The sequence below is a fragment of the Janthinobacterium sp. LPB2021202312-11-4 genome (genome assembly GCF_037049705.1).
Classification (GTDB): Bacteria; Pseudomonadota; Gammaproteobacteria; order Pseudomonadales; family Pseudomonadaceae; genus Aquipseudomonas.
Genome location: NZ_JBAGKV010000022.1, coordinates 18,926 through 37,550, shown reverse-complemented (window position 1 = coordinate 37,550; position 18,625 = coordinate 18,926). Strand labels below are relative to the sequence as shown.

22 protein-coding genes are annotated in these 18,625 nt (G+C 61.1%); 11 read left to right on the top strand and 11 right to left on the bottom strand.

Annotated features, from left to right (window positions below; all coding sequences use genetic code 11):
* Nucleotides 1–106 precede the first annotated feature (106 nt).
* Nucleotides 107–691, top strand: coding sequence for a chorismate mutase (locus V5E99_RS21820; protein ID WP_499804320.1), 585 nt, complete (start codon nucleotides 107–109; stop codon nucleotides 689–691).
* Between the two features lie 91 nt (nucleotides 692–782).
* Here V5E99_RS21820 and V5E99_RS21815 read toward each other — a convergent pair whose 3' ends face one another.
* Both V5E99_RS21815 and ptrR read right to left on the bottom strand, forming a co-directional pair.
* Nucleotides 783–1,118 (bottom strand): hypothetical protein, encoded by a 336-nt coding sequence (locus V5E99_RS21815; protein ID WP_499804319.1) that lies wholly within the window; start codon nucleotides 1,116–1,118, stop codon nucleotides 783–785.
* A 94-nt stretch (nucleotides 1,119–1,212) separates the two neighbouring features.
* Nucleotides 1,213–2,091, bottom strand: a complete 879-nt coding sequence (gene ptrR / locus V5E99_RS21810) for a putrescine utilization regulator PtrR (RefSeq protein ID WP_499804318.1) — start codon at nucleotides 2,089–2,091, stop codon at nucleotides 1,213–1,215.
* A 100-nt stretch (nucleotides 2,092–2,191) separates the two neighbouring features.
* Here ptrR and V5E99_RS21805 point away from each other — a divergent pair, with 100 nt between their 5' ends.
* Entirely contained in the window at nucleotides 2,192–3,583 is a 1,392-nt protein-coding gene (locus tag V5E99_RS21805; RefSeq protein ID WP_499804317.1) for an aldehyde dehydrogenase family protein, read from the top strand.
* Between the two features lie 148 nt (nucleotides 3,584–3,731).
* Nucleotides 3,732–4,277 carry a hypothetical protein gene (locus tag V5E99_RS21800; protein ID WP_499804316.1) on the top strand — a complete coding sequence of 182 codons (546 nt, stop codon included), beginning with the start codon at nucleotides 3,732–3,734 and terminating at the stop codon, nucleotides 4,275–4,277.
* 37 nt (nucleotides 4,278–4,314) lie between these two features.
* Here V5E99_RS21800 and V5E99_RS21795 read toward each other — a convergent pair whose 3' ends face one another.
* Complete coding sequence (locus V5E99_RS21795; RefSeq protein WP_499804315.1) at nucleotides 4,315–4,950, bottom strand: hypothetical protein; 636 nt, start codon at nucleotides 4,948–4,950, stop codon at nucleotides 4,315–4,317.
* 257 nt (nucleotides 4,951–5,207) lie between these two features.
* Here V5E99_RS21795 and V5E99_RS21790 point away from each other — a divergent pair, with 257 nt between their 5' ends.
* Both V5E99_RS21790 and V5E99_RS21785 read left to right on the top strand, forming a co-directional pair.
* Nucleotides 5,208–5,837 (top strand): hypothetical protein, encoded by a 630-nt coding sequence (locus V5E99_RS21790; protein WP_499804314.1) that lies wholly within the window; start codon nucleotides 5,208–5,210, stop codon nucleotides 5,835–5,837.
* A gap of 17 nt (nucleotides 5,838–5,854) precedes the next feature.
* Entirely contained in the window at nucleotides 5,855–6,499 is a 645-nt protein-coding gene (locus tag V5E99_RS21785; RefSeq protein WP_499804313.1) for a helix-turn-helix transcriptional regulator, read from the top strand.
* Here V5E99_RS21785 and V5E99_RS21780 read toward each other — a convergent pair.
* Together V5E99_RS21780 and V5E99_RS21775 are read right to left on the bottom strand one after the other, a co-directional pair.
* Entirely contained in the window at nucleotides 6,491–7,447 is a 957-nt protein-coding gene (locus tag V5E99_RS21780) for a bifunctional helix-turn-helix transcriptional regulator/GNAT family N-acetyltransferase (RefSeq protein WP_499804312.1), read from the bottom strand. The two genes, V5E99_RS21785 and V5E99_RS21780, sit on opposite strands and share 9 nt — an antisense overlap.
* Nucleotides 7,448–7,513: 66 nt before the next feature.
* Complete coding sequence (locus V5E99_RS21775; RefSeq protein WP_499804311.1) at nucleotides 7,514–8,938, bottom strand: MFS transporter; 1,425 nt, start codon at nucleotides 8,936–8,938, stop codon at nucleotides 7,514–7,516.
* Between the two features lie 145 nt (nucleotides 8,939–9,083).
* On the opposite strand from V5E99_RS21775, the gene V5E99_RS21770 reads away from it, so the two are divergent.
* On the top strand, nucleotides 9,084–9,989 hold the full coding sequence (locus V5E99_RS21770; RefSeq protein ID WP_499804310.1) for a LysR family transcriptional regulator: 906 nt from the start codon (nucleotides 9,084–9,086) through the stop codon (nucleotides 9,987–9,989).
* 287 nt (nucleotides 9,990–10,276) lie between these two features.
* Entirely contained in the window at nucleotides 10,277–11,107 is an 831-nt protein-coding gene (locus V5E99_RS21765; protein ID WP_499804309.1) for an alpha/beta fold hydrolase, read from the top strand.
* Between the two features lie 142 nt (nucleotides 11,108–11,249).
* Here V5E99_RS21765 and V5E99_RS21760 read toward each other — a convergent pair whose 3' ends face one another.
* Entirely contained in the window at nucleotides 11,250–11,945 is a 696-nt protein-coding gene (locus V5E99_RS21760) for a tRNA (adenine(22)-N(1))-methyltransferase (RefSeq protein WP_499804308.1), read from the bottom strand.
* A gap of 220 nt (nucleotides 11,946–12,165) precedes the next feature.
* Between V5E99_RS21760 and V5E99_RS21755 the strand changes: the two genes are divergently transcribed.
* Entirely contained in the window at nucleotides 12,166–12,327 is a 162-nt protein-coding gene (locus V5E99_RS21755; RefSeq protein ID WP_499804307.1) for a DUF2986 domain-containing protein, read from the top strand.
* Between the two features lie 116 nt (nucleotides 12,328–12,443).
* Here the strand turns inward: V5E99_RS21755 and V5E99_RS21750 are convergent, their stop codons facing one another.
* The 3 genes from V5E99_RS21750 to V5E99_RS21740 all read right to left on the bottom strand — a co-directional run bounded on the left by V5E99_RS21750 (nucleotide 12,444) and on the right by V5E99_RS21740 (nucleotide 14,991).
* Entirely contained in the window at nucleotides 12,444–12,803 is a 360-nt protein-coding gene (locus V5E99_RS21750) for a DUF6124 family protein (protein WP_499804306.1), read from the bottom strand.
* A 357-nt stretch (nucleotides 12,804–13,160) separates the two neighbouring features.
* Nucleotides 13,161–13,946 carry a nuclease-related domain-containing protein gene (locus V5E99_RS21745; RefSeq protein ID WP_499804305.1) on the bottom strand — a complete coding sequence of 262 codons (786 nt, stop codon included), beginning with the start codon at nucleotides 13,944–13,946 and terminating at the stop codon, nucleotides 13,161–13,163.
* Nucleotides 13,947–14,397: 451 nt separating this feature from the next.
* Nucleotides 14,398–14,991 (bottom strand): hypothetical protein, encoded by a 594-nt coding sequence (locus tag V5E99_RS21740; RefSeq protein WP_499804304.1) that lies wholly within the window; start codon nucleotides 14,989–14,991, stop codon nucleotides 14,398–14,400.
* 147 nt (nucleotides 14,992–15,138) lie between these two features.
* On the opposite strand from V5E99_RS21740, the gene msrA reads away from it, so the two are divergent.
* Nucleotides 15,139–15,645 (top strand): peptide-methionine (S)-S-oxide reductase MsrA, encoded by a 507-nt coding sequence (gene msrA, locus V5E99_RS21735; RefSeq protein ID WP_499804303.1) that lies wholly within the window; start codon nucleotides 15,139–15,141, stop codon nucleotides 15,643–15,645.
* A 128-nt stretch (nucleotides 15,646–15,773) separates the two neighbouring features.
* Nucleotides 15,774–16,073 carry a hypothetical protein gene (locus V5E99_RS21730; protein WP_499804302.1) on the top strand — a complete coding sequence of 100 codons (300 nt, stop codon included), beginning with the start codon at nucleotides 15,774–15,776 and terminating at the stop codon, nucleotides 16,071–16,073.
* 28 nt (nucleotides 16,074–16,101) lie between these two features.
* Here V5E99_RS21730 and V5E99_RS21725 read toward each other — a convergent pair whose 3' ends face one another.
* Together V5E99_RS21725 and V5E99_RS21720 are read right to left on the bottom strand one after the other, a co-directional pair.
* Complete coding sequence (locus V5E99_RS21725; protein ID WP_499804301.1) at nucleotides 16,102–16,482, bottom strand: RidA family protein; 381 nt, start codon at nucleotides 16,480–16,482, stop codon at nucleotides 16,102–16,104.
* Nucleotides 16,483–16,644: 162 nt separating this feature from the next.
* Nucleotides 16,645–17,130: a P-loop nucleotide/nucleoside kinase family protein gene (locus V5E99_RS21720; protein ID WP_499804300.1), complete on the bottom strand. Its 486-nt coding sequence runs from the start codon at nucleotides 17,128–17,130 to the stop codon at nucleotides 16,645–16,647.
* A gap of 249 nt (nucleotides 17,131–17,379) precedes the next feature.
* Here V5E99_RS21720 and V5E99_RS21715 point away from each other — a divergent pair, with 249 nt between their 5' ends.
* Nucleotides 17,380–18,516 (top strand): FAD-dependent oxidoreductase, encoded by a 1,137-nt coding sequence (locus V5E99_RS21715; RefSeq protein ID WP_499804299.1) that lies wholly within the window; start codon nucleotides 17,380–17,382, stop codon nucleotides 18,514–18,516.
* Nucleotides 18,517–18,625 lie beyond the last annotated feature (109 nt).

Below are 18,625 nucleotides of genomic sequence, written 5' to 3'. Positions count from 1 at the left end.
ACGTATACTACTTCAAAGAATAGCCGCCGGCCAACTGCTGAATTTCAAAGCCCCCACGCAAGTGCTAGATTGACCCGCCCCGCTCGTCACCCAAGAGGTTTTGCCAATGTTCACCCCGCTACGCCTGCCGCAATGGCTGATCAGTTGCGCCGCCCTCGGCGTGTTCGTCGCCAGCGCCCAGGCCGCCACGCCCTCGCCGGCCCCCGAGGCGTTGAAACCATTACTGGAGACCTTGAATGAACGCCTGAACATCGGCGACCTGGTGGCGCTGACCAAATGGGACAGTGGCAAACCGGTCCAGGACAGTACTCGGGAAGCGCAGGTTATCTTCCAGGTCAGGGCCGAGGCGACGTATCTAAGACTCGATCTGGAAGACGTCAGCCAATTCGTCACCGCGCAAATGGAAGCCAACAAACTGGTGCAATACGGATTGCTGGCCCAATGGCAAGCCGCCGGCAAGGCGCCGGACACACCACGCCCGGACCTCGTGAAGCAAATCCGCCCGCGCCTGAACGAGTTGCAAAACCGTCTGCTGAAGCAATACATCGACTTCCTGCCTTATCGCCAAGACCCGCATTGCGTGGACTGGCTGACCGAGGCCCGGGCCCACCTGACCCAGGATCGCCTGCATGAACTGGCATTGATCCGCGCCACCGGCGAGTTGTGCACGGCCGATCTACCGCGTGCCTGACGTTGAGCCAAACGCCAGAAACTGAAAAGCCCGGCTAAACCGGGCTTTTCCACGTCTCAAGGCACGCTCGCCAATCGGCGAGACGTCGCGCTTACTGAACGTTTTTCAGCTTGACCACGTCACCGGAAACCTTGGTGGTGTAGCCGGTCAGGACCCACGCCCAGAACCAATTTTCCTGCACCTGGGTGTTGATCATGGCGTCGCCGCCCTTGGCCTGGATCGCCGCGTCTTGAGCGCGAACAAAACGGCTGTTCTGCTTGATCGGGATCACGCCAAACAGCAGCAGGCCGGTGGCGCTCGCTTCACTGTGGCCCAGGACCGTGTATTGGCTGCTGTCGTAATGCTGGGTCTTCATCGGGGCGCCAGTGCAACCCGCCAGAACCAGACCGAACAGGGAAACGGCAACCACTTTGCTGAGGTAATTCACGTGTAACTCCATTAGAAAACGCCCGGGACCCATCTCTCGGGCGGCGCACACTCTAACGGACGTGGTGGCTAATAGGTATCACTATTAGCGATGTTCAGCCCTCTTTGTGCACCACACCGCGCTCCTCCAGCAAGCGCACAAACATGGTCAGGCTCTGCGACACCGTGCCCCGGCGCCACACCAACCAGGTGCGCAAATAACGGAACGATTCCGACAACGGCCAGATGCTCACCGTGGTGCAGCCGGGCATGCTGTCGAGCATGCTGCGCGGCATCAACGCCAGGCCGGCACCGGCACTGACGCAGGCGAGCATGCCGTGATAGGACTCCATTTCGAAAATCTTGCCGGGCACCGAAGCGTCCTTGTTAAACCAGCTTTCGAAGTGATGGCGGTACGAACAATTGGAGCGGAACGCGTAAATGTTCTCGCCGTTGACGTCTTGCGCGCGGTGGATCGGCGCGTGATTGAGCGGCGCGATGACCACCATTTCTTCCTCGAACGCCGGCACGCCTTCCAGGGCCGGGTGCAGCACCGGGCCATCGACGAACGCGGCGGCCAAGCGGCCCGAGAGTACGCCATCGATCATCGTGCCGGACGGCCCGGTGGACAGGTCCAGTTCGACCTTGGCGTGCTTCTGGTTGTAAGCGGCCAACAGCTCGGGAATCCGCACCGCCGCCGTGCTCTCCAGCGACCCTAGGGGGAAAGCCCCTTGCGGCTCTTCACCGGCCACGGTGGCCCGGGCCTCCTGGACCAGGTCGAGGATGCGCCGGGCGTAGTCGAGAAAACTCCAACCGGCCGGCGACAGGCGCAAGCGGCTTTTCTCGCGGATAAACAGGTCCACGCCCAGATCCAGCTCCAGTTGCTTGATCCGCGTGGTCAGGTTAGACGGCACCCGGTGGATGTGCTGCGCCGCAGCGCTGATGCTGCCGTGCTCGGCAACCGCTTTGAAAATCTCGAGCTGGACCAGATCCAAGTCATTCTCCAAACATGAACGTTTCACTCAGTATTATTCAGTTTCCAGAAAACAACCACCCCCGTAATCTGAGCGCATACCCACCCAGCAGGACGGTGCCATGACCCAGATCTCCAGCCTCACCCATGCGATTTCGCTCAACCCCGCCAACGGCGAGCAGATCGGCCACTACCCTTTTGAATCCGCCGAGGCCCTGAACGCCGCCCTCGCCCGCGCCGCCACTGGCTTCGCGGGCTGGCGCCGGACGCCGGTGGAACAGCGCGCGCAATCGCTGATCGCCCTGGCCAAGGCGCTGCGCGACGACGCGCAAAATCTGGCGCACATGATCACCCAGGAAATGGGCAAGCCCACCCACCAGGCTCGCGGCGAAATCGAGAAGTGCGCGCAGCTCTGCGAGTGGTACGCCGAACACGGCCCCGCGATGCTGAGCGCCGAGCCGACGCTGGTTGAAGGCGGCAAGGCGCGGATTGAATACCGCCCACTGGGCCCGATTCTGGCGGTGATGCCGTGGAACTTCCCGATCTGGCAAGTGCTGCGCGGCGCCGTCCCCGCGCTGATTGCCGGCAACACCTACGTGCTCAAACACGCGCCGAATGTGATGGGCAGCGCTTATCGGCTGCGCGACGCCTTCCAGCGCGCCGGGTTCGCCGACGGCGTGTTTGAAGTCATCAACGTCACGCCGGACGGGGTTTCCAGCGCCATCAAAGACCCCCGCATCGCCGCCGTGACCCTCACCGGCAGCGTGCGCGCCGGCATGGCCATCGGTGCCCAGGCTGGCGCTGCGCTGAAGAAGTGCGTGCTGGAGCTGGGCGGTTCCGACCCGTTTATCGTGCTCAACGATGCCGACCTCGACGAAGCGGTCAAAGCCGCCGTGATTGGCCGTTATCAGAACACCGGGCAAGTCTGCGCGGCGGCCAAGCGCTTTATCATCGAGCAAGGGGTGGTCGAGGAATTCACCCGCAAATTTGTTGAAGCGACTCGCCAACTGGTGGTCGGTGATCCGCAGTCCAGCGACACCTATATCGGCCCGATGGCGCGTTTTGATTTGCGTGATGAACTCGACCAGCAAGTGCGCGACACCCTGGAAGAAGGCGCAACGTTGTTGCTCGGCGGCCAGAAAACTGAAGGCCCGGGCAACTTCTATGAGCCGACCGTGCTCAGCAACGTCACCGACCAGATGACCTCCTTCAAACAGGAACTGTTTGGCCCGGTGGCCTCGATCATCACCGCCCGCGATGCCGGGCATGCCCTGGCGTTGGCCAATGACAGCGACTTCGGGCTAACGGCGACGATCTACACCCGCAATCTGGAACTGGCCAAGCAAATGGCCGACGAACTGGAAACCGGCGGCGTGTTCATCAATGGCTACAGCGCCAGCGACCCCCGCGTCACCTTTGGCGGCGTGAAGAAAAGCGGCTTTGGCCGTGAGTTGTCGCACTTCGGCGTGCGGGAATTCTGCAATGCGCAGACGGTGTGGCTGGATCGCCGCTAAGTCACTGCGCAACCACAAGCTCGGGGCCGTTTGGCTCCCGGGCTTTTTTTACGCGCAGAAAAAATCCATCCTTTTCCCACTCAGCAATTGATGGCAAGCGGCCATCAACGGATAATCCCCGCCCCCGATTCTCACGCAAGGAACCGCCGTGAAAAAAGCCCTTATGCTCATCCCGTTGTTCGCGTTGTTACTGCAAGGCTGTGGCGTCACCATGACCCGTTATGAGCCGAGCTATGAGAATGTCCAGCGACTCAAACAAACGCCCCCACTGCAATCGATCGGCACTGCTGAAGTGAAGGCTGAGTCCGGTCAGGGCACCCTGACTGTTCGGGCCAATCCGATCAGTTCGCCAAGTGGCAGCATCCCGTTGCATATTCAGGACGCCGTCAACGAAGAACTGCGTCGGGCGGGTTTGCTGGACCCGCAAGCACCGCGTCACCTCAATATATTGCTGGTCAAGAATGAGCTGACGGCAGGCATGGGCACCGGTACTGGCCAGATCGCCGCCCGTTTCACCTTGCTCAAGGGCAATGACGTGGTGTACGACGCAACCAAGGACGTGAGCAGCCAATGGGACAGCAGTTTTTTCGGCGCCATTGCGATCCCTCGAGCGGCCTTCGCCTACAACCCGATGGTGCGTGATTTGCTGAAGACGTTGTACAGCGACCCGCAGTTCATCCAGGCCCTGAAATAAGGGCAAAAAAAGAGCCGCGATTGCGGCTCTTTTTGCATCAGGCCCGGGGCACGCCGGAATCGAGCGCCGAATACTTCAGGCTTTTACTGTCGACCATCTGTTTGAGCAGTGCGTTGACCTGGCGGCTGAAGGTATCGGTCACCGCTTCTTTCGGGGTATTACCCATCAACGGCACAAACCAGATGCCGATCCAGGTGTTGACCGAGTCATGATTGGCCGCGCTGCTGACGGCCTGACCTTGCGGGTCGAGCGTTTCAAGACTCATGGAGTATTGGTCAGTCGCCAACGACGGAATGACGGTCATGGTCAGCCCACTGATAAAAGCCATGACCATCTGACCACCACCCGGTGGATGGTTGTAAACCTTCAGGCGCAGGTTGTAATCACCCGGCTGCTTCTGGAATTCATCCAGGGTCACCCGACCAAAAAGCCCGGAATCGCTCAGCACTTTTTGCAACTCAGGCTTGAGCATGTCGCGGGCCTGGGGCACCTCAACGGCTGAAGAACTTTTCGGCATGCCTTGATAGAAGTCGAAATCCACGTAGACGTTCGGCTTGTTCGAATAACTGGACATGGACGGCAGATTGACCGGGGCCACTTCGTCCTGGGTAAAGCTTGCGCAACCGCTCAGCCCGAGCGCCAGGGCCAGCCCCAGCATTTTTCCGATTTGCATGACAACTTCCTTAATTGATGGCATTGCGCCTCCATCGCGGAGAACAGCGGCGGATTCTAGTGAGTGGCGAGTGATTGTAAAAGGCCATATCTCAAAAAAAATCAGCGCGCCGTGCCCCCCCTCTGTGGACTCACCGAATTCGGACAGTTCATTGGGTGTGACCGTCGATCAGTGATTTAGAGTTCCACCCAATAAAAACATATTTACATGCTTTAATTGATATTGTTGGACAATCCCACGAATCAGAGGGTGCCGTCATGAATATCAAAACCTTGGCTTTACTGTTGTTGGCTTTCTGCGCGCAACCGGCCTGGAGCCAGACACCTCCCACCCCCGAGCCCGGCGCTGACAGCGCCGCGCTGAGCACGCGCCTGGCGATGCGTGACCTTTGGGTCGAGCATGTGTTCTGGATCAGAAACTATGCGATCGCCAACCAGGCGACGGACAAACCCCAAGCGAAAGTCGCCGCCGACCAAGTGGTGGCCAACGCGACCCAAATCGCCAACAGCATCGCCCCGCTCTACGGCCAGCCTGCCGCCGATCAACTGCTCAAGCTGCTTGCCGGTCACTGGGGCGCGGTGAAACACTACAGCGACGCCACGGTTGCCAAGGACGCCAAAGGCAAGCAGGCGGCAGTCGCGGACCTGACCAGCAACGCCAAGGCCATTGCGGCGTTCCTGGCCGGTGCCAACCCTAATCTGCCCGAAAGCACGCTGGTCGGCATGTTGGCCGCCCATGGTGGTCATCATGTAGCGCAAATCGATGAGCTCGCCACCCACGATTACGCCGCTGAAGCACGCACCTGGCAGATGATGCGCCCCCATGTGCTGGCCCTGGCGGACGCGTTGACGGCGGCTCTGGTCAAGCAGTTCCCGGACAAGTTCTGACCCCGCGAGGCCACACCATGCTTGAAGGACTGGGCCGCACCCAGCAAGACCTGCTCAACGCGCTGCTGCACCATGCGGGCGGCATGAGCATTGACGAGTTGGCTGAGCGTCTGGCAGTCACCCGCACTGCGATCCGCCAACACCTGGCGGCCCTGGAGCGTGACGGATTGGTACTGCGCGGGGAAACCCGTCCGACGGGTCGGCGGCCGGAGCAACTGTACCGGCTCACCGACCACGCCAAGGAGCAGTTTCCCCGCCAGTACCAGATGCTCGCCAGCGTACTGATTGACGAAGTGGCCGACATCATCGGCCCCGAGGCACTGGCGACGCTGATGCGCAGCCTGGGCCGAAAACTGGCGCAGGACCGTGAACATCAGGTAGTCGACGAAGCGCGGATCGTGCAGCACATGAACCAGGCGGGGTACGAAGCCGAAGTGTTCTTTCGCAGCGCCGATGCCCCGGAAATCGTCGCGCACAACTGCGTCTTCCACCGCCTCGCCGAGGCTCATCCGGTGGTCTGCGAACTGGACCTGGCCTTGATCGGGGCGTTGGGCGGCGCGGACGTCGAGCACACGGAGTGCATGGTTCGGGGCGGCCATGTCTGCCGCTTCAAGCTGCGACCTGCCGAACCTGAGGCGGTCGTCGATTCGCAATCAAACTAACGGGGTGGCCGGCCCAGGTCGAACAAACCATTGGCCGGTAATCCGTGCGCCCCAATGCGCTCCTTCCTGCTCCTGCTGCAACGTGAAACCCACGTCTTCATAGAGTTTGCGTGCCGCCTCCAGGCCTTTAAAGGTCCAGAGCTTCGTCTCAGTAAAACCGCATTCATCGCAGAACTTAATCGCCTCAGCCAGCAAGCGTTTGCCAGCCCCTTTACCCCGGGCGCTGTCATCCAGAATGAAACAACGCAGCACCGCCGCCCCACCCTCGCCTTCGCCGTCAATGGCAATCGACCCGACAATGCGCTCGCCCTCCAGCGCGACCCACACCTCGTTGCGCGGGTTGTGCAAGCGGCCCATCAACTCAGCCATGTCGCTGGCCACCAGGCTTTCGAACGGCTGACCGAAATTTGCGTGTTTGGCGTAATAGCAGGCGTGCATTTCGACGATGCGACCGATGATCCCAGGACGATAACCCCGGGCAATTTCCAATGGCGGTTTGGGCGATCCTGCACCGAGGCGCTGGGTGCGCAAGGCAACGGCGTAGTGACCGAGGCCGTCACTCACCGTGCGCTGTTGCGCCTCGGTCAAGTGCGCCATGGCCGCGCCGACCCGCTGAGTGGCAAAGGCATCCACTGCACGCAGGGTTTGCCGGCCTTGCTCCGTGAGTTGGAGTTTTTTCGAGCGCGCATCGTCCTCGTTGGGCACTTCTTCGATCTCGCCCGCCTCGATGAGCTTGCGCACCATGCGGCTGACGCTGGATTTTTCCAGGCCGAGCAGCGCGACCAGTTCCACCGCCGTCAGCGAATCGCGATTCCCAAGCTCGACAATGGTGTGCACAGAAGAAGGCGGATAGTCCGTCGCCGCCAGTGTGGTTTGCATAAACCCCAACTCCCGCACCATCAAGCGCGACGCCGAGCGGACATTCTTGATCAGGTCTGAATCGATCACGGCGCACACCTCATGGGAAACGATCATTTAGTTGTATCGCACAACAAAATGCTCGTCAATTGAGGCTTACCGTGCAATGGCCGTCCTGACCCGGCTTGCCACCGTAATGGCGAGCGCTGCGACGATCAGAGCAGCGGCCACCGCAAACGTAAGTCGCATACCGCTGGCGACGGCTTCGGGGGTCGTCGTCACGTCCGGCGCCGCCGAAGCCAGGGCAAACACGGCGCCCATTGCCGAGGCGCCGGTGATCAAGCCGAGATTGCGCGACAAACTCAGCAAGCCGGACATTACGCCGCGCTGGTCCGACGGCACGTCCAGCATCACCACCGTGTTATTGGCAGCCTGGAACAACTGATAACCGGGGGTCAGGATGGCGATAGCAGCCACATACCCCGCCAGGCCGAAAAACGCCGGGAGCACCGAAAGCGCAATCGACCCGGTCGCCATCGCCATGAGCCCGACAATGACCATCACCGGCGCGCCAAAACGGTCCACCACCCGCCCTGCCGGAAAGCCGCTCAGCACCGAGATGATCGGACCTATCGACATGACCACACCGACAACAGCCAGGTTAAGCCCGAGCCCGCGAAAAAGATAAAACGGCCCGACCACCAGCGTCGCCATCATCACCGTCGAAACGAACACGTTGGTGGCGAGGCTGGCGCTCAGCGCACGATCGCGGAACATCGCCAGACGGATCAAGGGCGATGCCACCCGCGACTCGATGAGCACAAAGAGTCCGACACCCAGGACGGCCATCAACGACAGCCCCACGTTGAGCGCACCGAAACTGCCGCGCCCCAACGTCATGGCCAGTGCATAGGCCGCGAGCGTCAGCGCCAGCAACAGCGTGCCCGGCAAATCGAAACCACTGCCCCCGGTCTTCAATCGCGGGCGATCAGCGGGCAGATAAAGCCAGGCCAACGAGAACGTCAGGATGCCCAGCGGCACATTGATCAGGAAGATCGCCTGCCAGCCGAAACCAGCGATCAGCACGCCGCCAAGGGACGGCCCCAGCGCAGTGCCAACGGCGGACATCGTCCCGAGCAGCCCCATGGCGCTACCGGTCCGGGCCTTGGGCACCGTTTCGGCGATAAACGCCATGGTCAGGGCCATCATGATCGCCGCGCCAACACCCTGCGCCGCCCGCGCGGCAATCAGCCACCAAAGCGAGGGCGCCAGGCCGCACAAGGCGCAAGCCAGCGTGAACAGCGCGATGCCAGCCAGCAGCAAGCGACGGCGGCCGATAAGGTCACCCAGCCGTCCGACGCTGACAATCAACGTGGTAATGGCGAGCAGGTAGGCCAGAACGACCCACTGCACCGCTTGAAAGGTCGCGCCGAACACCTCGGCCAAGGCCGGCAAGCCTACGTTGGCGATGCTGGTGCCAAGCGACGATAGCAACATCGACAGCGACAGGCTGGCAAGCACCCAGCGAACTGAAAGTGCCCGTGGGGCGCTGGCGGCGAAGGTCTGGTTTAGATCGGTCATGAGGCTGAACTCCTTGGCTGACGACTCCAAAAACGGAGCTGTCAAAAGCGTACGGCGTCGTCTGACCAGGCGGAAGACGCACCGTTTGCACATTACTTGTGCGTCTGACGCCACATCCCGACCGAGCGTGTGCTACCGTCGCCACATGTCGATGCCCGATCTCAACTTGCTCATTACCCTGGATGTTCTGCTGACAGAAGGCAGCGTCACGCGCGCGGCCCAGCGACTGCGGCTGAGCCCCTCGGCGATGAGCCGGGCATTGGCGCGCTTGCGTGAGACGACCGGCGACCCATTGCTGGTCCGCGCCGGTCGCGGTCTCGTGCCAACGCCCCGGGCCCTCGAACTGCGTGACCGGGTCAGCCAATTGGTCCAGGACGCCGAAGCGGTCCTGCGCCCGGTCGAACAACTCGATCCGAAACACCTGGGGCGAACCTTCACCATTCGCACCAGTGACGGTTTTGTCGAAACCTTCGGCCCCGACCTGCTGGCGCGCATCAGCGAAGAGGCGCCGGGCGTGCGGCTGCTGTTTGTGAACAAGCCCAACAAGGACAGCACGCCACTGCGCGACGGAACCGTGGACATGGAAACCGGCGTGATCGGCAAGTCGATGGCGCCGGAAGTACGAACCCAGGCCTTGTTCCGGGACCGTTTCGTTGGCGTCGTGCGCCTGGAGCACCCGCTGAGTCAGGGCGAAATCACGCCCGCCCGTTATGCCGCCGGCCGCCACATCGGTGTCTCGCGACGGGGCCTGGACAAAGGGCCGACGGCCATTGATGACGCCTTGAGCGCCCTCGGCCTGGAACGGGAAATTGTCACCCTCGTCGGCGGCTTTTCGACCGCGCTGGCACTCGTTCGGGCCTGCGACCTGATCGCCAGCGTGCCGGAACGGCATACCACCAGCCTGCGCACCGGACTGCACAGTTTTCCCCTTCCGGTCTCCATCCCGCCGATCACCGTGTCATTGTTTTGGCACCCGCGACTGGATGCCGACCCGGCACATCGCTGGTTGCGCGGGTGCATTCGGGACATTTGTGCGTTGCCGCTTTTGTAGCGCGATGTGCAAGCCCTGTGGGAATGCCGGCATCAGCATGGGCTGATACACCGCTTTCGCGAGCAAGCCCGCTCCCACAGGGGGCCGCGTCGATCACACATTCCGCGAACGACACCGAACAAATGTGGGAGCTGGTTTGCTCGCGAAGACGTCAGATCAGGTACCTCGCAAAGGCCTGACCCTCAACTAGTATGACTACTGGCCGCCAACCACGCCCACCCACGACCCGCCGGTCAGATCGATCTCCAGCGTTGGCACACCCACCCAATCACGAGGGGATACACGCCATGAATTTCATTACGACCAAAGACGGCACCGAGATTTTCTACAAGGATTGGGGGCCCAAAGACGCGACGCCCCTGGTGTTTCACCACGGCTGGCCACTGAGCGCGGACGATTGGGATGCCCAGATGATGTTCTTCCTGCTCAAAGGCTACCGGGTGATCGCCCACGACCGCCGAGGCCACGGGCGCTCGACCCAAACGTGGGAGGGCAACGAAATGGACACCTACACCGCCGACGTCATCGAACTGACCGATGCGCTCGACCTCAAGGGCGCGATCCACATCGGCCACTCGACCGGTGGCGGTGAAGTCGCCCGTTATGTCGCGCGGGCCAAACCGGGACGCGTTGCCAAAGCCGTACTGATCAGCGCGGTTCCGCCGATCATGGTCAAGTCGGAAAAGAACCCCGGCGGCTTACCGCTGGAAGTGTTCGACGGGTTCCGTGCGGCACTGGTCGCCGGCCGTGCGCAATTTTACGTGGACGTGCCGGCAGGCCCCTTCTATGGCTTCAATCGACCCGGGGCCAAGGTCTCGCAAGGCGCCATCGACAACTGGTGGCGCCAAGGCATGATGGGTGGCGCAAAAGCCCATTACGACTGCATCAAGGCGTTTTCCGAAACCGACTTCACCGAAGATTTAAAGGCGATTGAGGTGCCCACCCTGGTCATGCATGGCGAGGATGACCAAATCGTGCCGTTCGCCGACTCCGCGCCGCTGTCCGCCAAATTGTTGAAGCACGCAACGCTCAAGACGTACCCAGGCTTTCCTCACGGCATGCCGACCACCCACGCGGATCAGATCAATGCTGATTTGTTGGCGTTCATTCGCGGTTGAGTGCTGACGTCACTTGCCTAATGCCAGTCAGTCAAGAGATGGAACCAGCGATAAGCAACCTGTGGCGAGGGCGCTTGCTCCCTCGCCACAGGTTGGGTGTCGGGCCTAACTGATGGGTACTAGTCCACTTTGCCGCGTTCATTTAAGCCAGCAGCTCGGTAATCCACCGGGCCTGCGTGGCGATGTCTTGCAACTTTTCCTCGGGCACGGCCTGCCGCGCTCGGGCGAACTGGCTCAGGGTCTTTTGTTTCTCGCGCAGGATGCGCTGCCACTTGCTCAGGAACACCGGCGTGCGTGCCTGCATCTGCAACGGGCCGAAGTACAGTTCCTCGGCGCTGTACATCATTGGCCCGGTACGCTCGGCAACGATGATTTCGTAGTCGAAGCGGTTTTCCCGCAGCAGTTCCTCGCAGAGGATGCGGTAGCCATTCTCCATCAGCCATTGGCGCAGCGGCTGCTCGCCGCCGTTGGGTTGCAGGATCAGGCGTTCCTGACCGCTGAGCCGCGTCTTGCCGCTGTCGAGGATGTCGCGGATGGTCTCGCCGCCCATGCCGCAAATGCTGATCGCGGTGATCCCGTCTTCCGGCTCAATCGCCGCCAAGCCATTGGCAAGGCGCACGATGATCCGCTCGCTCTGGCCGTTTTCGCTCACCGTGCGTGAAGCTGCGTGGAACGGCGTCAACGCCACCTCGCCGGCCACCGCCGCCGCAATCACGCCCCGGCGCATCAACGCCACCGGCAGGTAGCCGTGATCCGAGCCGATGTCGGCCAGGCGCGCACCGGCGGGCACATGCGCCGCCACCCGCTCCAGGCGCATGGACAATGTCTGTTCGTTCAACTGCAACCCCTTTTCACCACGAACGACCGGCCGCTTTGACCGGATCGGGGCGCGACTCTATCGGGCAACGACGTGTATTTCAAATGGGCGCGACCGGGGCCGTGACAAATAGACAGATCAACTCCAACTCGGAGCCTAATGCCCTGAGAGCGCACCACCGCGATCAGGATTCAGATTGAAGCTGATATCATCCAGGCTTTTACACGCTGAGCAGAAACACATGAATCGTCAAAAAAAACTACAGCAGCTATTTAAGGCTAAAGCCAAAAAGGCGAGTGCCAAACTGGCCCCGCAAAGCAAGACTAAATACATCAGTAAAGCGGACCGATTGAAACTGGCGGCTGAAGCCACTCAGGACCCGACCCTTACGGTTGAGGACTGATCGCCGAACTGGCTGGCCGGCATTTCCCGTACAGAAATTCGTCCGAATCCGCCCCGCGCTCAACTTGCATGCTCAGTAGTGAGGGAGCAGTGCTCCCTCACTGACACACCTGGCGACTACCCAGGCTTGTGGTTATCCAGTACCCGATTGACCGCCAGCTCACCCAACTTGATCACCTGTTGCAGCACCAGCATCGTCCTGCGTTGCGGGCCGTCCATTGCTTCGGCGAAATCACTGGCCATGTCGCAAGCGGATGCAAGCGATTCGCTGGCCTGGACGAGCAACGTTTCGTCATCCACCACCGTCGGGTCGATGATGAAAATGGTGCTGCGGGGCGGTATCGGCTCTTTCAGCGCCCCGGGGTTGAGGTAGAAGTCGAGCGCGCGGTCGGCCGCCTCTTTCAGTTTTCTGGGGTCCAGAGCGGCGTCGTGGGGGACTGGATCGGTGTTCGGGGGGTTTGGCGTTACTTTGAACATAGTTTGCTGCTCCACATTGGAGCCGCTGATCTCTTCTCTACTAAAAGAAGGGTGGCGGCTGTACGCAGGTTAGTAGACCGGGGGAGTCAGCAAGACCGGCGCGCCCGAGGGCGCCCTGCGCACAGCCACCATCAAGTGCAGGCATGGAAACACCTGATTGAATCGCGCTCGTGCACATACCGACAACCACGGGCTACTAAACCCGACCACTGATGAGCAGTGGCAGGGAAACAATAGAGGCCGGGGTCAAGGCGCACAAGCCGGCGGATTCTGGCTGAACCGTAGGCAAAGGCACAAGGTTTTGTAGCCTTTAGGACGTAACTTCGAGTGTCGTTAAACGCACATCGACAAACATGTTTAGGCAATCGACTGCCTGGTCCTGCATTTCGGAAATGCACTACACCCCCAATATTGTTGGCCGATTTTAGTACCGCTCTTGAATGTCCGAACCACCAATGCACTGCCACATCGCGGACATTGGCGCGAGGCAGACAAGTCACTGCGCTGTTTGAGTCGTTGCACGTGCTCGCGCCCCGTCGCCAGCGTTGGCGCTCGGCGACCGGTTTGCAACGCCTGCACCATCGCCCTCACCTCTTCTTCGCTAAACACCGGCTGCCGAAAGGATTTGATATAGCGGATGAAGCGCATGCCTTGGGTGACGTTGGCTGGCATTTCGGTCTTGAATGTTGTGCCGCCAACAAAGGCAATTACTGAATGCAGATGTTCCAGCTCAATCCCCAGCGCGACCTCCAATGCCTTCAAGTGCTTGTAGTTCTGTCGTGTCGGGTTCTGGAAACTGAAACGCCGGCTATATAGCTGCTGCGTCCATTGCGCCTGATGTTCACTGCCAAAGATCCAGCCGCGCATGTTCTTGGTCTCCAGCACGAAGACGCCGAAGGGAGAAAGGAACACATGGTCGATCTGCGTGGTGCCGTCCGGGGTGTCCAGCGTCACGTTATGCAGGCGTCGATAGACTTGGCGATCCAGACAATAGTGGGCGAAAAACCCTACCAATTGCTCACCGAACCAGCCCTTGAACGTGGCTGTTTTCAGCAGCTTTACCACCAACCAGATCAGCAGTACTGGCGGCAACAACCATTTCAGGGTGTGGAACAGCGGTTGAAAAGCATGGAGGGCATTCACAGGGCATTCCTTTGCTGTAGGTGCTAACTGGGTAGGCGACCCAATCGGTGGCATATCGGCATTGTGCGCGCAAATATCGACGCGATGCGGGTGAGTTTGATAGGTGTTCGATGCAGATCAACGTTGCCCGAGATGCCCGATGGTCGCCGGTCAGGGTGGGCTGCAATTGCCGATCTATACTCATGAGTTCGTTATCCGAGTGTCATGCAACACGTCGACACCCGTGCGCTGTGGGCGCACCCGTGCCAATCGCCAACGTAATCAGCCCGAGCCCGTGCGTCGTGCCTCCCTGGATCAAACGACCGGCAGTGTTCAATCACTTTGTGGCTGATGGGTTATGGAGAACATCATGAAACATAAGCTTTTTTCAGGCGTTGTTTTGGCCCTCGCGGCAGCCGTGGTCATGCCCGGTGCCTGGGCTGCGCAGGCGCAAGCCCTGGCGGCGGATGGCTCAGATCATGTTGGGGCTGGGGCAGTCGCCGCAGATGGTGCTGATCACGTCGGTGCCGGGGCAGTCGCTGCGGATGGCTCGGATCACGTCGGTGCCGGAGCAGTTGCAGCGGATGGCGCAGATCACGTCGGTGCCAACGCTGTCGCTGCGGATGGCTCGGATCACGTCGGCGCCAACGCAGTTGCAGCAGACGGCGCTGATCACGTCGGCGCCAACGCAGTTGCAGCAGACGGCGCTGATCACGTCGGCGCCAACGCAGTTGCAGCAGACGGCGCTGATCACGTCGGCGCCAACGCTGTCGCAGCGGATGGTTCCGATCATGTTGGGGCAGGTGCAGTTGCAGCGGATGGTTCCGATCATGTCGGCGCCAACGCTGTCGCTGCGGATGGCGCCGATCACGTCGGTGCCGGGGCAGTCGCAGCAGATGGCGCCGATCACGTCGGTGCCAACGCAGTCGCCGCGGATGGCGCTGATCACGTCGGTGCTGGGGCAGTTGCAGCGGATGGCGCAGATCACGTCGGTGCCGGAGCAGTTGCAGCGGACGGCGCTGATCACGTCGGTGCCAACGCTGTCGCCGCAGACGGCGCCGATCACCTCAGCGCAGCTCGCCTCGCCTACGCGCGCAGTGGCATCGGTTCGGATCGGGTGGCATCCTCGCTCATGGACGGCAGTTACTCCGACCAGTTCAACAGCCCGATCATTAACCAGTAACACACCACTTCAACGAGGGAATGACCGTACATGACGACGCAAACCGAAACCGCGATCCTGGCCGGTGGCTGCTTCTGGGGCATGCAGGATTTGCTGCGACGCTACCCCGGCGTGCTGGCCACGCGGGTGGGTTACTCGGGCGGCGATGTGCCGAACGCGACTTATCGCAACCACGGCAACCACGCCGAAGCGATCGAGATCGTGTTCGACCCACAGCAGATCAGCTACCGCCAGATCCTCGAGTTTTTCTTTCAGATCCACGACCCGACGACCCAAAATCGCCAGGGCAACGACATCGGCGCCAGCTATCGGTCTGCCCTCTTCTACCTCAGCAATGAGCAAAAAGAGATCGCCGAAGACACCGTCGCCGATGTCGACGCCTCGGGTCTCTGGCCCGGTAAAGTGGTCACCGAAATCAGCCCGGCGGGCCCGTTCTGGGAAGCTGAACCGGAACACCAGGACTACCTCGAACGCCTGCCCAACGGCTACACCTGCCACTTTATCCGGCCCGGCTGGAAACTGCCTCGACGCGGGTAATCACTGAATCGCGCCGCCCCCGGAATGTTGGCCGCCAAACGGGCCGGGGGCCGGCGCACTGTCTTCTAAACTGAATAAAGCACGACCCTACAGACGCTTCTCCAGCCTCTTGATTCAGGGGAAATGGGATGACCGGGAAAACAGCACGCCAATGCTTGTCATGGGGCCTACTTTCCCTGCTCGCCATCGCCCTGGCGCTAACCGCAGGATGTGCCGGCAAAGGGGCCAAGGCTCGCTATTCGACCTCAAGCACTGGCTCGAACTGCTACGCAAAAGCGCTGCCCACGTCCGGCGAGGGCGGCCTGGCCTGGGGCGACACCTTGAGCATGGCGCGGCAAAAATCCATGGATAATTGCGCCCGTTATGCCGGCCAGTCCGGCGGCACACCGAGCACCTGCCAAGTGGTGTTGGCGCAGTGCAAGCATTAGCCCCGCGCCGTCGGATCAGCCCGCAAACTCAGCCCTTGGCCGCCATCGCCGTCACTTCCACACGCATGCCTTCAACCGCCAGCGCAGCCACACCAACCGCCGCGCGCACCGGCCAGGGTTTGGCGAAGAAACGTTTGTATACCTCGTTGAACGCAGCACGGTCGGCCATGTCGGTGAGGTAGATGGTCAAGTGCAGCACTCGGTCCATGGAACTGCCGGCACCTTCTAGCGCGACCTTCAAGGCCTGCAAGGTGCATTCGCTCTGCTCGACAATGCCGCCCAGTTCCAGGCTGCCATCAGCGCGAGTAGGAATTTGCGTGGAGACCAGCAGGCCACCGAAACCGGCGACGTCGGAGGAAATGGAATCCGCGTCAGGGTCGGGGATGAACGTGATGTCTTGGTTTGCCATGGAAACTCTCTTGTTTGCAGGTGTGCGTGAATTCGGCGGCCAGTTTACAGGCCACTGGTGCAGTCGGTGTGAATTGGCGCAGTTTCGCAGGCCCACCCGGTATCGATCGACAAGTTGCCGAGCAGCGCTCAGCCATCGCAATGCTGGATATCACGCCATCGCTCAGGAACGGTGAACAACGATATCCAGCCCCTCGCGCGCATCAGGAACACAAAAGTAGCGGGTGATCAGGTCAAACTCGGCATCGGTCGCTGCAAAGTCATGTCCGCCCTGCTCGTTGCGGGCGTGCAGCCTGGCACGACACGTATCGTCATCCACCTCGAGATAGTGCAGAGAATGCGGCACCTTTGCCGCCTGCGCCAAATTGCGCAGCCATTCACGATCCGGGCCTGTGTTGCCAGGAAAATCCAGAACCACACAAACGCCTGACTCAAGCATGTCGATGACTAATGGCCCCAGCACTGCGCGAATACGCTGTGCACAGCGCAGGTAATCCGCTACCGAGTTAATCTCGCCAGGATAGAGCCGTGAGAGCCATTGATCCTCACTCAGTAAAATCGCGGAATGTTCGGCAGCCAGTGTCTTGGCGAGCGTTGATTTTCCTGAGGCGATCTTGCCGCACATCAGGTGCAGTGTCGGGGTGGACATGGGGACGTTTCCTTATGTCGAGTTATCGATGATGCACAACACAGGCTGACGGAGCAATTGAAGGCCTGTCGAGTAGACGCCACAGGGCACGACCCGTAGCCTCCTGTATTCACTGCACTGACCATTCACGTTGCCCAACGCGCTGGGGCGCCGGCGCAAGGCCTGAGCGCTGCCCCCATCTGCGGGAATGGCACCCTAGCCAGCCTGTAGGCGATACTCACCGCCGACTCCAATCACAAAGGCATTCGGATGAACACTCCAATCGCGATCATCGGTGCGGGGCTCGGTGGCTTGACCCTCGCGCGGGTGCTTCATGTGCACGGTATCGCGGTGACGATCTACGAGGCGGAACCTTCGGCAGACGCCCGAGCACAGGGTGGCCTGCTCGACATTCATGAATACAACGGGCAGCTCGCGCTCAAGGCTGCAGGCCTGTTCGACAGGTTTCTTGAAATCATCATCGAGGGTGCGGATGCCAAACGGATCAGCGATCAACACGGCAACATCCTGCTCGATTGGCCCAGCCCGGACAACGGCGGTCGGCCTGAGGTCGAGCGCGGTGAGTTGCGGCGGATTCTGCTTGAATCGCTGCCAGCCGAGACGATTCGCTGGGGACACAAGCTCACCGCCGTTGCCTCGCTCGGCGGCGGACGGCACGGGCTGACCTTCGCCAACGGGGCAGCCGTGACGACCGCCCTTCTAATCGGGGCCGATGGCGCTTGGTCGAGAGTTCGGCCACTGCTATCGGATGTTAAACCTGCCTACGCCGGCCTCTCGTTCATCGAGACATTCCTGTTCGACGCCAACCGTCGCCACCCGGCCAGTGCCGAGGTGATCGGCGACGGCACCCTGATGGCGGTTGTGCCCAATAAAGGCATCCTTGCCCACCGACACGCCAACGGCACCCTGCAAACCTACGTCGCCCTGAACCGGCCTGAAGCCTGGTTTGACCGCCTCGACCTCTCCGACCCCGTGACGGCCATGGCCCTGCTCGCCAAGGAATTCGACGGCTGGGCGCCAGCACTGACCGCGCTCATCACCGATTCTGATACTGCCCCCGTGCTGCGCCCGATCCATGCGCTCCCGGTCGCACACCAATGGGAGCGCATCCCCGGCGTGACACTGCTCGGCGATGCTGCACACCTGATGTCGCCGTTCGCTGGCGAAGGCGCCAACCTTGCCCTGTACGACGGTGCGCTGCTCGCTGAGGCGATCGTCGCCCACCCTGCCGATGTCGAAGCGGCGCTGACCGCGTATGAAAAAGAGCTCTTCCCTCGAAGTGCCGAGACCGCGGCGGAAACGGACAAGAACCTCAAGTTGTTTTTCAACGAGACCGCGCCCCAAGACCTGATTGATTTGTTCACCCAATACCTTCCCGACAAATGACCGACCACACAGTCCCAAGTCCCTGAACCAGATCGAAAAACCGCAGTCCTAGACCTGCCCTGAACTGCGCTCGCCGCCCCAAACGGCCAGCGCAGCCTCAGCCCCATGG

What these genes read in the sequence shown, in the direction of transcription:
- V5E99_RS21715 (WP_499804299.1), top strand. Translation starts at nt 17,380, where the DNA reads ATGAACACTCCAATCGCGATCATCGGTGCGGGGCTCGGTGGCTTGACC.
- V5E99_RS21785 (WP_499804313.1), top strand. Translation starts at nt 5,855, where the DNA reads ATGCTTGAAGGACTGGGCCGCACCCAGCAAGACCTGCTCAACGCGCTG.
- V5E99_RS21750 (WP_499804306.1), bottom strand. Translation starts at nt 12,803, where the DNA reads ATGTTCAAAGTAACGCCAAACCCCCCGAACACCGATCCAGTCCCCCAC.
- V5E99_RS21765 (WP_499804309.1), top strand. Translation starts at nt 10,277, where the DNA reads ATGAATTTCATTACGACCAAAGACGGCACCGAGATTTTCTACAAGGAT.
- V5E99_RS21805 (WP_499804317.1), top strand. Translation starts at nt 2,192, where the DNA reads ATGACCCAGATCTCCAGCCTCACCCATGCGATTTCGCTCAACCCCGCC.
- V5E99_RS21755 (WP_499804307.1), top strand. Translation starts at nt 12,166, where the DNA reads ATGAATCGTCAAAAAAAACTACAGCAGCTATTTAAGGCTAAAGCCAAA.
- V5E99_RS21770 (WP_499804310.1), top strand. Translation starts at nt 9,084, where the DNA reads ATGTCGATGCCCGATCTCAACTTGCTCATTACCCTGGATGTTCTGCTG.
- V5E99_RS21795 (WP_499804315.1), bottom strand. Translation starts at nt 4,950, where the DNA reads ATGCAAATCGGAAAAATGCTGGGGCTGGCCCTGGCGCTCGGGCTGAGC.
- V5E99_RS21730 (WP_499804302.1), top strand. Translation starts at nt 15,774, where the DNA reads ATGACCGGGAAAACAGCACGCCAATGCTTGTCATGGGGCCTACTTTCC.
- V5E99_RS21820 (WP_499804320.1), top strand. Translation starts at nt 107, where the DNA reads ATGTTCACCCCGCTACGCCTGCCGCAATGGCTGATCAGTTGCGCCGCC.
- V5E99_RS21720 (WP_499804300.1), bottom strand. Translation starts at nt 17,130, where the DNA reads ATGTCCACCCCGACACTGCACCTGATGTGCGGCAAGATCGCCTCAGGA.
- msrA (WP_499804303.1), top strand. Translation starts at nt 15,139, where the DNA reads ATGACGACGCAAACCGAAACCGCGATCCTGGCCGGTGGCTGCTTCTGG.
- V5E99_RS21725 (WP_499804301.1), bottom strand. Translation starts at nt 16,482, where the DNA reads ATGGCAAACCAAGACATCACGTTCATCCCCGACCCTGACGCGGATTCC.
- V5E99_RS21790 (WP_499804314.1), top strand. Translation starts at nt 5,208, where the DNA reads ATGAATATCAAAACCTTGGCTTTACTGTTGTTGGCTTTCTGCGCGCAA.
- V5E99_RS21775 (WP_499804311.1), bottom strand. Translation starts at nt 8,938, where the DNA reads ATGACCGATCTAAACCAGACCTTCGCCGCCAGCGCCCCACGGGCACTT.